7 protein-coding genes are annotated in these 13,296 nt (G+C 34.7%); 2 read left to right on the top strand and 5 right to left on the bottom strand.

All coding sequences use genetic code 11. From position 1 onward, the window contains the following. Position 1: 1 nt before the first annotated feature. The 5 genes from WBG07_RS06745 to WBG07_RS06725 all read right to left on the bottom strand — a co-directional run bounded on the left by WBG07_RS06745 (position 2) and on the right by WBG07_RS06725 (position 8,259). Positions 2 to 2,293, bottom strand: a complete 2,292-nt coding sequence (locus tag WBG07_RS06745) for an alpha-amylase family glycosyl hydrolase (protein WP_340199778.1) — start codon at positions 2,291 to 2,293, stop codon at positions 2 to 4. Between the two features lie 334 nt (positions 2,294 to 2,627). Further along, on the bottom strand, positions 2,628 to 4,931 hold the full coding sequence (locus WBG07_RS06740) for a glycoside hydrolase family 65 protein (RefSeq protein ID WP_340199776.1): 2,304 nt from the start codon (positions 4,929 to 4,931) through the stop codon (positions 2,628 to 2,630). Between the two features lie 5 nt (positions 4,932 to 4,936). Further along, positions 4,937 to 5,593 (bottom strand): beta-phosphoglucomutase, encoded by a 657-nt coding sequence (pgmB, locus tag WBG07_RS06735; RefSeq protein ID WP_340199774.1) that lies wholly within the window; start codon positions 5,591 to 5,593, stop codon positions 4,937 to 4,939. Between the two features lie 10 nt (positions 5,594 to 5,603). Beyond that, positions 5,604 to 7,136: an MFS transporter gene (locus WBG07_RS06730; protein WP_340199772.1), complete on the bottom strand. Its 1,533-nt coding sequence runs from the start codon at positions 7,134 to 7,136 to the stop codon at positions 5,604 to 5,606. Between the two features lie 88 nt (positions 7,137 to 7,224). After that, on the bottom strand, positions 7,225 to 8,259 hold the full coding sequence (locus tag WBG07_RS06725) for a LacI family DNA-binding transcriptional regulator (RefSeq protein WP_340199770.1): 1,035 nt from the start codon (positions 8,257 to 8,259) through the stop codon (positions 7,225 to 7,227). A 751-nt stretch (positions 8,260 to 9,010) separates the two neighbouring features. On the opposite strand from WBG07_RS06725, the gene WBG07_RS06720 reads away from it, so the two are divergent. Together WBG07_RS06720 and WBG07_RS06715 are read left to right on the top strand one after the other, a co-directional pair. Next, positions 9,011 to 12,391, top strand: a complete 3,381-nt coding sequence (locus tag WBG07_RS06720) for an alpha-amylase family glycosyl hydrolase (protein WP_340199768.1) — start codon at positions 9,011 to 9,013, stop codon at positions 12,389 to 12,391. Continuing rightward, on the top strand, positions 12,388 to 13,092 hold the full coding sequence (locus WBG07_RS06715; RefSeq protein WP_340199766.1) for a hypothetical protein: 705 nt from the start codon (positions 12,388 to 12,390) through the stop codon (positions 13,090 to 13,092). The genes WBG07_RS06720 and WBG07_RS06715 overlap by 4 nt, the downstream gene beginning before the upstream one ends. Positions 13,093 to 13,296 lie beyond the last annotated feature (204 nt).

Raw genomic sequence — 13,296 nt, 5'->3', positions numbered from 1 at the left:
TTCAATTGGTTAAAACACTATAATCATTAGGCAACGTTTGATATTTTTTATTATTAAACTCAAAATCTATGGTTTCTTTGGAAGTATTAAAGACCATTACAACTTCCGAATCAAAATATTTTCTTTTAACAACCAATATTTCATCTTTCGCCAGTACCACTTGGGTGCTGCCATAAAGCATCGCCATATTGTTTCTTCGCATTTTCACCAAAACAGCGACATTGGTTTTTAAGGCTTCTTCTTTAGCCGCAAGCCCCTCAAATTTCATCATTCTCCTATTATCCGGATCATTACCTCCAGGAGAACCAAACTCATCTCCGTAATAAATACAAGGAATACCTGGTATGATAAGGTTAAATGCGTGCAACATTTCTAATTTTTTATACGCAGTAGAATCTGAAATGATAATATCTCTGTTCCATCCGGCTGCTTTGGCATCCTCATTAAATCTAACATCGCCAGAAGCATAACTGATAAATCTTGCTCTGTCTTGATTGCCCGTAATATTGCCCATTAAATGATTAGAACCATAATATTCAATTCCTTGTTTTAATGCATTTGCTAAGGGTTTAAAACTGCTGTGATCTTTTGCAAAAGCATTTACAGATGCATCGTACAAATTAAAATCAAACTGAGCATCTAACATCCCTGTGTTTATGTAACTCCTAATAAGTTCATAACTACCATAAGTCTCTCCTATTTGATAAATGGGCCTGTCTACCCTTTGACGTACTTTTTGGGTGAGTCTTCTCCAGAACACTTCCGGAATATGTTTTGTCGCATCGTGACGAAAACCATCTAGGTCATAATCTGTTACCCAAAAGACTGCCGAATCTGTCATTTTCTCATATACTTCTGGTTTTTCAAGATCTAAAGTAGGAAGAAAGGTATCAAACCAAGTGGTGAGACGGTGGTCATCCCAACGCTCAGTATTTAAAGTTCCATCAGGTAGATATAGAGAAGTAGCCCAATCTGGGTGCTCCTTAAAAAGAGGGTGCTCTTGATGCACATGATTGGCAACGTAGTCTAAAAGAACATTCATTTCTTTAGCGTGTGCTTTAGCTATAAGTTCTTTTAAAATTTTAGCATCTCCAAAACGATTGTCAATTTTAGTATTACTTATAGGCCAATAACCATGGTACCCAGAAAACCTTGTATAGGGTTCTTTCCATAAGCCATAAGCGCCTTCTGGATTTTGAGTGATAGGTGATAACCAGATCGTATTAATACCAAGATTTTCAAAATAACCATCATCAATTTTATCAACCACTCCTTTTAAATCTCCTCCAAAGTAATTAGCAATGGGTAAAATACTATCATTAGGCACACGTCTTGTATTTGAAATATCTCCATCTTTGAATCTATCTACCATTAAAAAATACATCACCTGTGTATGAAAATCTGTTCGCTTTAATAATTTGGGGTCTGAAACAACTTGTCCTGCTTCCAAAGGAATCAATAGATCATTAGATCTCCCTGCTTTGTTAAAAGCATATACTTTTATGAAAGATCTTCCTTTCTTATCTATATCAGGAACTGTAATCGTAATAAGTGAATCAGATTTATTGATATTTTCTTTGGGTAGCAACTGGTTATCAAGATAAACCAACACCTCTTGAAGTGCCTGATTACATTTTATGGTGAATTGAGATCCTAAATTTTTTGAAGTAGATATATAAGGTGCAGGCTCTTTACTCCCAATATATAAAACTGAATTTTTACCTCCTGCACTATTATTTAGCGACTCTGGATTACTGGGGTCTTGCGTTTCCTTTCCATCAATAACATAAAGATAAGGTTGAGTGCCAGCACTTAAGTTTGTTGTATATTCCCATTTACCTTGTTTAAATATCATTATTGAGCGTTCTGGTGTCCAGCCATTAAACTGCCCTTTAACTTTAACCGATTTGTACTCACGATTGGGGTCATCTAAAGAAAAGTGAACGGTTTCTGTAGTGCTTTTAAAAATTGGAATATCATTATAAATTCCCTTTGTCCATACCCGAATATTGCTTACCCAACCCATCTGAGTAGTAGGCACTAATTTCACCTCTTTTTTATCTACAGACATTCTTAACACATAGTCTTTGTTTTGAGATATAGAATCTACCACATAGGCATCAATAAAATAATCAGACAATACTAATTTACCTCCATCTACAGGTAAATAAAATGGGGTTGCTATACTTTTAATTAACGAAGACGGCTTTTCTTTTGCTGGTATTTCCTTTTTACAAGAAGCAATACTTAAAATACTAACTATTAAAACACAAATTTTAAAATGGTACTTCATAGTTCTGTTTTATTTCTAAAATAAGAGCAGATTTATTTTCAATTTCAACATTATTAGTAAGTGATAAAGTTTTTCTTGTCTTTATATTTTTATCTCTGACACTATAAGTAAGCGTTCGGAAAAACACCTCTGATAGTGGTATTTGTTTTTCATTAAAGTTATCTAGAATCATTGCTGTAGTTTTCTTAATATTATCCTTTAACCATCTATGCCTATCATTCTAAATAGCTCTAATTAAGAAAAGTAGATTTATTGTTTAAAAATCTATTTATATAAAAGAAATTTATACTACAAAAAAACAACTGCCGGAAGATCCGGCAGGTTTATAAAATTATTATGCAACCAGTTCGTCTGGTGCAAGTTCTACCTTTTTACCGTTTACAAGTACCGTAAGAGGGGCTCCTTTTTCTAACGTGAACTTAGATTGATTTTTGGTAACATCTACCTTAATAATATGATTTCTATAATTCACTTTAAAGGAATACCCTTCCCATTCATTTGGAATTCGCGGTTCAAAAGACAACGAATTATCTTTTACTTTCATCCCTCCAAATCCTTCAACAATACTCATCCATGTACCCGCCATAGAGGTAATATGTAATCCTTCGTGCACTTCTTTGTTGTAATCGTCTAAATCAAGCCTTGAGGTTCTTAGGTAAAATTCATACGCTTGATCCATTTGATTAAGTGAAGCTGCCAAGATGCTATGCACGCAAGGTGAAAGGGAAGATTCATGAACTGTGAAAGGCTCATAAAAATCAAAATGTTTTTTGAGTTCTTCTTTGGTAAAACGTTCTTCAAAGAAATAAAATCCCTGAAGCGTATCTGCCTGTTTGATGTAGGGTGATCTTAAAATTCTATCCCAAGACCATTTTTGATTGATAGGCCTATTTTCTTTTGCAAGATCTTCAACGGTAATTAATTCTTTATCAAGGAAACCATCTTGCTGCAAGAATATTTGATATTCTTCTGAATACGGAAAGTACATTTCATCAGCCACCTTTAACCATTTCTCAACTTCCATCTCTGAGAGTCTGGTTTTATTCATTATCCTAGTAAAATCTTCTCCATATACTTCTTTAACATGACTTATTTGTGCTGCTGTAAAATCAATACACCATTTAGCAATGTAATTGGTATACCAATTGTTATTTACGTTGTTCTCATACTCATTTGGACCCGTAACGCCTAAAATCACATACTTCTTTTTATGGTTTGAAAAAGTTGCCCGCTGGTGCCAGAATCTCGCAATACCTATTAACACTTCTAATCCCATTTCAGGAATATAACTATAGTCATCTGTATACCTCACATAATTATGGATTGCGTAAGCAATGGCACCATTTCTATGAATCTCTTCAAAGGTTATTTCCCATTCATTATGACATTCTTCACCATTCATAGTAACCATTGGGTACAGTGCTGCTCCATTAGTAAATCCTAACTTTTCAGCATTTTCTATAGCCTTTTGCAAATGGTTATATCTATATTTTAAAAGACTTCTTGCCACCTTATCATCTTTTGTTGCCATGTAAAAAGGAATACAGTAAGCTTCTGTATCCCAATAGGTGCTTCCACCATATTTTTCTCCAGTAAAACCTTTAGGTCCAATGTTAAGGCGAGCATCTTTACCTAAATAGGTCTGATTTAGCTGAAATATATTAAATCTAATACCTTGTTGTGCCTTGATATCTCCATCAATGGTAATGTCTGCCATTTCCCAGATGCGCGCCCAAGATTCTTTTTGTTCTTCTAACAAGCCCTCAAAACCCATGGCACATGCCTTTTGCAAGGACAATTTGGCGGCGTGTATAAGGTTTTCTTTTTCATGATTCAAAGAAGTAACATAACCTGCTAATTTTGTAATTACAAATGTATTTCCCTGATTTACTTCCCTACTATACTTGTAAGCGATATAATCATTTTTAACTACCGATTCTTCTTTTGGCGCCGCAGATTTACCATTTACCTCAAAAGACAATTGCATAAAAGTGCATGCATAGAAATGTGTTTTTAAAGTTCGTGCAACTACAAATGCTTGTTGGTCACCTTCTTCTACCTGAATGGGTTCCCAGAATTTCTCTTCCCAGTTGGTATCTTCATTCTCAATACCTGCATCAACATAAGGTTCATAGGTAATAGTAGCATTAGAATTTATTGGAGTTACACTATATTGTATAGCTCCTACCTCATCTAATTCAAGACTCAAAAACCTCAAAGCTTTCACTTCTATTTCTATATCGTTAGGAAGTGTTGCGTTAAATGAACGCAAATACCAACCCTCTTTCATATTGAGTTCTCGGCGATAATTTTCTACTTTTTTACAAGTAAAAAGATCTAAAGGTTCCTCATTAACAAATACATTAATTCCTATCCAATTGGGTGCATTTAAAACTTTTGCGAAATACTCTGGATATCCATTCTTCCACCAACCTACTTTTGTTTTATCAGGATAATAAATGCCCGCAATATAACTACCCTGAAAAGTATCTCCAGAGTAATATTCTTCAAAATTAGCTCTCTGCCCCATTGCGCCATTGCCAATACTAAATAAACTTTCAGAAGAACATACTCTTTCAGGTTCAAAGCCTTCTTCTATGATAGACCAAGGATTGGGTATTATATAATCTTGATTCATGGTTGTTATGTTGTTATAAGTTTTTCTATAAAATCTAGTTCAATTTCGGTAAAGCTACTAAAAACCTCATGAGCATCGGCCAGCACTGCGGGTTCTCCCAATCCAACAGATGTCATTCCTGCAATATTCGCAGCGGCTATTCCTGCCTGAGAATCCTCAAAAACGATGCATTCTTGTGGAGAAACATTCAAATTCTTAGCCGCAATTAAAAATACCTCAGGATCTGGTTTAGCTTTGCTTACACTATTACCATCTACAATGGTGTCAAACAATTCTAGTAAACCAACCTTGCTAAGAATTCGTGGGGCATTTTTACTTGCTGAACCCAAAGCGATTGGATACCCTTTTTCTTTCAATAGAAGAATAAATTCCTCTACACCAGGCAATATATCTTTTGCCGTCATTTGATCTACAAAAGTAAGATAATCTTCATTCTTATCAGAAGTGAGTTTATCAAATCTCTCTTCATCTATACTTGTATTTGCCCAGTCTAATATCTTTTGAAGCGAATCAATGCGGCTCACTCCTTTAAGTTTTTCGTTTAATTCTTCTGTAAGCTCAAATCCTAATTCAGCAGCAGTCTTTTTCCAAGCCAGAAAATGAAAGTGTGCTGTATCTACTATTACCCCATCGAGGTCGAAGATAAATCCTTTTTTATTCATTTATAAATACTTATGTTTCGTTTATTATTAAAGTGTCTTTGTCATCCACACGAAGTGATAAAAGACCTGCGAGTATCATTGCGCATCCACCAATAGCTAGTGCGTATACAGGTTGATTATTAAAAAAAGAAGATACTAAAAATCCTAAAATAGATGCAGCCACCAATTGGGGAATCACAATAAAGAAGTTAAATACCCCCATATAATATCCCATTTTAGAGGAAGGTAAAACACCAGAAAGCATCGCATAAGGAACAGATAATATACTTGCCCATGCAACGCCAACACCAAGCATTGGCAACCATTCTAAATTTAATCTAGTTGGAGTTGTTACAAAAATAATGGATATAAGCCCTATTCCTCCTGCTAAAAGTGCCAGAAAGTGTGTGAATTTACGACTAGTTTTTTTCGCTAAAATAGGAAGTAAGAAAGCTACCATTGCAGCAATAATATTATAATTTGCAAACATTTCACCTACCTGATTGGCGCCAATATTATAGGCTTCTGAAGTAGTATCTGTAGTGCCATAAATATGTTCTGTCACAGCACCCGTGGTATATATCCACATAGAAAAAAGAGCAAACCAGGAAAAGAACTGTACCCAGGCAAGTTGTTTCATTACTTTAGGCATAAATTGAAAATCATTTACTATTGTAACAAAACCATTTTTATAAATCCCTGTTTTTTGAAAAATTCCAGAAACAATTAGCGCAATTCCTCCTAAACCAATCAATCCTCCAGAAAGAACGTATAAATCCTTCTTAAGTTGAAAGTAGAAAATGATAAAAGTGAAAATTCCTGCAAATAGCAATGTTAAAATTCCATTTTTAAGATGTTCTGCTCCATTAGACTTGAACCATTCAGGAGTTTTTTCCTCATTCTCAAAATTTCCCAGCTCTACAGCTTCTATTTGTTCCATTTCTTTGGGTGAATATTCTTTTGAGGTAAAAACCGTCCATAAAACAGTTATAAGAAAAGCCAAGCCTCCAATATAAAATGAGTATTTCACAGTATCTGGAATTATTCCTTCAGGTGCGGTATTACTCACTCCAAAATTTGCAAAAATGCTAGGCAATTTAGAAGCAACATAGGCACCTATGCCAATAAAAAAACTTTGCATAGCAAAGCCTAATGTGCGTTGTTCATTAGAGAGGTTATCACCCACAAAAGCTCTAAAAGGTTCCATAGAAATATTAATAGAGGCATCCATAATCCAAAGCATTCCTGCTGCAAACCATAAAATAGGAGAATTTGGCATTACAAAGAGTGCAGCCGAAGCTAGCAATGCTCCTACCAAAAAATAAGGTCTCCTTCTACCTAACCTAGTCCATGTTCTATCACTAAAATAACCTATAATAGGCTGTACAATAAGTCCTGTGAGGGGAGCTGCTACCCATAGTATTGGTATATCATCTATGCTCGCACCTAAAGTTTGAAAAATTCTACTGACATTTGCGTTTTGCAGTGCAAACCCCATTTGTATTCCAAGAAAGCCAAAGCTCATATTCCAAATTTCCCAGAAGCTTAATTTACGCTTCTTCATTATCGTAATGTTTTAATTATTATACGATAAGTAATATACCACTTACCAAAACCGTTTTGTTGAGAAGTAAAAATACTATTATTATTTTTTAAGCTTGAGATAAAATCTTTTTAGTTGAATTTCTTTCCAGTAAAGAAGTTTTAATCACCTCTGTTCTAAAAGACTCTTCCTCTTCAGTTTCTTCAAGCTTTTCAATGAGCATCTTAGCTGCGGCCTCACCCATTTCAACACCGTGTTGCACAACAGTTGTAAGGCTTGGAATAGCATGTTTTGAAAGAATCCCATCAGTAAAACCAATAAAAGAAATATCATCTGGAATTTTAAAACCTCTTTTGTATGCTTCTTTCATTCCTGTTACGGCAAACAATTCATTCACCGCAAAAATGGCATCAAAATCTTGGTTATCAAAGAATTCTTTTATGCTTTGATCACAATTATCAATATCCTCAATTTTGAGAATGAGTTCTTCATTAAAGGGAAAATTTGCGTCTTCCAGTGCATTTTTATATCCCAATGTCCTTAATTTACCTACACTAACGTAATCAACAGTAGTAAATAAGGCTATTCGTTTACACCCTGTTTTAATTAAATGGTTTACTGCTTTATACGCTCCTTCTGCATCATCAATAACCACTTTATCACAATAAATTTCATCTGCAATACGATCAAACATTACTAACGGCATTCCTTGGTTAACTACTTCACGTAAATGATGAAAGTCTTTGTTCTTTTGAGTCTCCTTAGAAAGTGCCATAATAAAGCCATCAATACTTCCATTGGCTAGCATTTCCATATTGATAACTTCTTTATCAAAGGATTCATTAGATAAACACACAATTACATTGTAACCTAAACCATTGGCTACCCTTTCTATTCCTGTAATTACCATCGTGAAAAAATGATGCACAATTTCGGGAATAATCACTCCTATATTCTTGGTTTTTTTGTTTTTAAGACTTATTGCAATATTGTTAGGTTTATAATTATAAAGTTTAGCAAATGCCTTAATTTTTTGTCGGGTATCCTGACTTATTTCTTTACTGTCTCGTAATGCTTTTGAAACCGTTGAAACGGATACATCTAATTCCCGGGCAATTTGCTTAAGTGTAATTTTCTTTTTCATAATTTTCAGGAGGTTCTTAAAAAAAGGATTTTGTTTATTGAAACTAAATAATGACCCTTTTTAAATTATCATATTATTTTTTTTGACTTTTTTTTAACACGAAAACGTTTTCATTATCAAGTTGGCAATTACGATTCCATTTTAGTACTATTTTTTTACATATTTTTAACTCAAGAAGTAAAAATATAACAATACTCAAATAAACAAATTTAATATATTGTATGAAGAAACTACAAAAGCACCTGTTCTTTTTACTTTTTTTATTCAAATAGGAATCTTAACACAAAGATTATAGATGCAATTACACTAACAAGAGAAGGTAGCTTTTTCTTGGTGTAAATACTGATGTGAATACTGCGGTAAAAGAAACTTCTATAAGAAGCTATCTCTAATTTTTGAAGAAAATTATACGATTAAGACAAAGGCTGACGATGTTTTTAGTTTTTTCCTATATCGAATTTAAAACTAGATAAATCCATGTTACCTTTATATCCTTGAAAATTAAAACAGCGAAATTAATAACAAAATAAACTCCTAATAACGATCTTAGATGTCGTGCAAGAAAAGTATGGAATCCTGATCTTGGAGATAAAAATACAAACATTTCAATTGCAAAAGATGAAGATTATACCATAGTAATTGAGTTAAACAATAATCCAAGAGCGCATGTCTATTCGCTCACCAAAATTAAATCTATATGCTTAATAAGGTCGTCTACATGATTACCTTTTTTTGGTCAAAATATAACGTTATGCGAAATTTTTTACTACTCTCTCTGTGTTCCTTTAGCTTGAGTTTTGCACAGGTACAAAATGTTACTTTCACCATAGAGCCTGCCGCTTTTAATGAAAATGAAGAGATCACTATTACTGTTTCAAATGTAGATCCAACATTATGGAATAACGAGGAACCAGATAATATCTATTTATGGGCATGGTATTTTGATAATAACGGAGACTTTGGAGCCAATTCCCCTACCAATGGAGAATGGACAAATTCTGATGAAACGCAAAAACTTATCAATAACGGCGATGGGACCTATAGTTACACATTAACTCCTACCTCATTTTACGGCACCACAGGTATTTCAAGATTAGGAATGCTCGTAAAAGCAAAAAACGGTGATGGTGATAGAAAATCTCAAGACTTTTTAGTTGATGTAGGTCGTTTTCAAACCAATCTTACGAGTCCAACCCGTTCTCCTTTAGTAATTGCTTCAGGTGAAACTTTTACAATTTCTGCCACAGCCTCTTTAGATTCAGATTTTGTACTTAAAGGAAATGGTGTCCAAATAAATATGTCAGGCTCCGCAACAACTAATTATACTTTTGACTATGCTGTAACGGAAGACACAGCTTTTGAACTTGAGGTAAGCAATGATGGTGAAACGATCAAGCTAACTTTTGATGTTACCATAATTCCTATGGTAACCGAAGAAGCTTTACCCGCTGGCTTATTGGACGGACTTAACCCAAGTACACTCTCAGAAGATACAGCAACCTTTGTTTTGTATGCTCCAGGCAAAGAATTTATTTATCTTATTGGCGATTTTAATAATTGGGAAAAGAATAGTGCGTATCTTATGAAAAAAGATCCAATCACCAATCGTTTTTGGCTGGAAGTTTCAGGCTTTACGCCAAGATTTAATCATCTATACCAATACACAGTTGATGGTGCGCTTAACGTGGCAGATCCTTATTCAACCCTAATTTTAGATGAATTTAATGACCCTTTCATCAATAGCACCACTTATCCTGACTTACCTGCATATCCAGAAGGGAAAACTAATGGCGCTGTAACCGTGATGCGTTTGGGTGACAACCCTTATAATTGGCAGGTAACAGATTTCACTGCTCCAGATAGAGAAGATTTAGTTGTTTATGAACTATTGATAAGAGATTTTGATGAATTGCACAGTTTTGATGCCGTACAAAACAGATTAGACTATCTGGAAACACTTGGCGTAAATGCTATTGAATTTATGCCACTTAATGAATTTGACGGAAATGAAAGTTGGGGATACAATCCATCTTTTCATATGGCATTAGATAAATATTACGGGACAAAAGACGCCTTTAAAGCACTAGTAGACGAATGTCACAAACGGGGAATCGCCGTTTTTGTAGATGTAGTCTATAATCACGCTTCAGGCCAACATCCCTACTACAGAATGTGGAACACCTCTAACGGTGGCTTTGACGGTCAGGCATCCGCAGAAAATCCTTTTTTTAATCCTACCGCCACACACTCTTACAGTGTTTTTAATGATTTTGATCATTCTTCAACAGCTACCCGAGCATATGTAGAAAGAACCGTGAAATATTGGATTACTGAATACAATCTGGACGGATTTCGGTGGGATCTTACCAAAGGCTTCACACAGAATTGTACAGGAGCAACCCAAGAAACCTGTACTAATGATTATAATGAAGACCGAGTAGAGGTGCTTAAATTATACGCCGATTATCAATGGGAAACTGATGATGATTTTTATGTCATTTTTGAACATTTGGGCATTGGTGGATCTGCGCTGGAAGAGACAGCATGGGTAGAATACCGTTTAGATGAAGGAAAAGGAATTATGTTCTGGAATAAATTAACTCCTCCATATAACGAAGCTACTATGGGGTATCATGAAGATGGGAAATCTAACTTTTCTGCAATTTCTTATAAAATAAAAGGATGGACTACGCCTGCTAACGTATCTTATATGGAAAGTCATGATGAAGAAAGGCTCATGTTTAAAAACCTTGAGTTTGGTAATCAAGATGGAAGCTACTCCGTTAGGAACCTACCCACTGCTTTATCAAGAATTAAAACCGCAGGTGCTTTTTTCTTTACTGTACCTGGACCAAAAATGATATGGCAGTTTGGTGAATTAGGTTATGAAGTTTCTATAGATTTTAATGGTCGTACTGGCAACAAACCTATTAGATGGGAATATTTTGAGGACCCCAACCGAAAGGCTATTTATGATACTTGGGCAAACCTTATCAAGCTAAAACTTAAGGAACCTATCTTTCAAACAGAAGATTTTGAACTGAATTTAGGAAGTGAGAGTGGCCTCAAAAAAATCCATCTCACTTTAGAAAGTGCCGCAGATGATGAAATAAAATACGTCACCATTATAGGGAACTTTGGAGTTTTACCTCAAAACATTAATCCAGCGTTTCAAGAAACCGGTGTTTGGTATGAGTTTTTAAATACCAATCGCAAACGTATTGTTGCCAATGCAAATGAAGCTATTAGATTACTTCCAGGCGAGTTTAGAATTTATGGAAACAATCCATCCGCTCTTTTCCCTAATGATAATCCTCCAGACCAAGATAATGATGGCGTTTTAGATGTAAACGACCTTTGCCCAGATACTCCTTTTGGAACCACGGTAGGGGTAGATGGTTGCGAGGCATTTACACTTCCGGGCAATAATTTTACCGTTAAATCTTCTTCAGAAACCTGTAGAAACAGTAATAATGGAAGTATTGAAATTACTGCTCAGCAGAACTTTAATTATACGGCAACACTTAATGGCGCATCAACTAATCAAGTAAAAGACTTTACAGAGATAGTTAGTTTTACCGACTTACAAGCAGGAGATTATGCGGTTTGCATTACTGTTGAAGGTGAAAATGATTATGAAATCTGTTTTGATCTCAGTATTGATGAACCAGAAAACTTAGCCGTTTTCTCCAGAATTAATAAAGAAGCGAAACAAATAAGTCTTTCTTTAAGTGGTAGTGACCTATATTACATAGCCTTAAATAACAAGGTTTTTGAAACTCGACAAAATGAAATCACTATAGACCTTGCGTTACCTGTTAATCGTTTAAAAGTGAGTACCGCAAAAGATTGTCAGGGAACCTATGAAAAAGTGATAAGACTTACAGATCAAATAATCGTGTATCCAAATCCTTCAAATAATGGTACAGTAACCATAGAAACTAATCTAGTTGAAGATCAACCCCTATTCATAAAGATACTTAACTTGGCAGGACAAGAAGTGATGAGACTTTCTCACACTTCTAAAAATGGACGAATCCTATTTAACTCCGATAAACTTTCTACGGGAATTTATTTCATACAAATAGAATCTCAAAATACCTATTCTAATTTTAAATTTGTTAAGCAATGAAAAGCACTATAAAATATGTCGTATTCAGTTTGCTTGTCATAACCCTAACATCTTGCGGAGGTGGAGGTGATGACCCGGAACCAGAAGAACCCATCTTAACCCCCTCTAAAGCAACCTTAATTTTTCCTGAAAACAATACAGAATGTAATGAAGGAACTGTACTTTCTGCTACAGAGAGTACAGTGATTTTTAGGTGGTTTGCTTCAGAAAACACAGATTCCTATACTGTAACTATCCGCAATCTTCTTGAAGGCACTACACAAAGTATCAATGCAAGTACGAACCAACAAGCACTCACCCTTAAAAGAGCCACTCCCTATTCTTGGTTCGTAATCTCTAGAAGTAATGCAACAAATGAAACAGCGAACAGTGATACATGGAAATTTTATAACGCAGGTGCACCAATAGATAGCTACGCTCCTTTTCCTGCTGAAATAGTAAACCCCAAAATGGGAGCCACTGTTAATGCAGGAGACGTATTGTTATCATGGACTGGAGAAGACATTGATAATGATATAATCAACTATGATATTTTTCTGGATACTAGTAATCCCCCTCAAACCAAAATTTTCACAGAAAGCACTGCCACCTCCATAATTGCCAGTACTGAAAGTAATACTATTTATTATTGGTCTGTACTTACTAGAGATGCAAAAAACAACACCTCCGCTTCTGAAGTTTTTGAGTTTAGAACCAATTAAGTAACCTTATATGGGGTTAACAATTGTTTAACAAAAACCTATGGAATTGCCTGTAGGTTTTGTTTTGTTGTACGAAAATTATAGTTTTGTACCTTTACACTGCATCGCTCAAATGTCAAAATAATATTTAAAAGCCTTAAAGATGCAGAATTTTCAATATTTTTTAATAATATTTGCTATATTGATTTTTATTTAAAAGTTATT

This window comes from Ascidiimonas meishanensis, from assembly GCF_037782385.1.
In the GTDB taxonomy this organism is placed as follows: domain Bacteria; phylum Bacteroidota; class Bacteroidia; order Flavobacteriales; family Flavobacteriaceae; genus Ascidiimonas; species Ascidiimonas meishanensis.
The sequence above is the reverse complement of the archived record's forward strand: the minus strand, read 5'-3'. Positions and strand labels throughout refer to the sequence as shown.

Coding starts and splice junctions, on each gene's coding strand:
- WBG07_RS06745 (WP_340199778.1), bottom strand. CDS start 2,293: ATGAAGTACCATTTTAAAATTTGTGTTTTAATAGTTAGTATTTTAAGT.
- WBG07_RS06740 (WP_340199776.1), bottom strand. CDS start 4,931: ATGAATCAAGATTATATAATACCCAATCCTTGGTCTATCATAGAAGAA.
- WBG07_RS06720 (WP_340199768.1), top strand. CDS start 9,011: ATGCGAAATTTTTTACTACTCTCTCTGTGTTCCTTTAGCTTGAGTTTT.
- WBG07_RS06725 (WP_340199770.1), bottom strand. CDS start 8,259: ATGAAAAAGAAAATTACACTTAAGCAAATTGCCCGGGAATTAGATGTA.
- WBG07_RS06730 (WP_340199772.1), bottom strand. CDS start 7,136: ATGAAGAAGCGTAAATTAAGCTTCTGGGAAATTTGGAATATGAGCTTT.
- WBG07_RS06715 (WP_340199766.1), top strand. CDS start 12,388: ATGAAAAGCACTATAAAATATGTCGTATTCAGTTTGCTTGTCATAACC.
- pgmB (WP_340199774.1), bottom strand. CDS start 5,593: ATGAATAAAAAAGGATTTATCTTCGACCTCGATGGGGTAATAGTAGAT.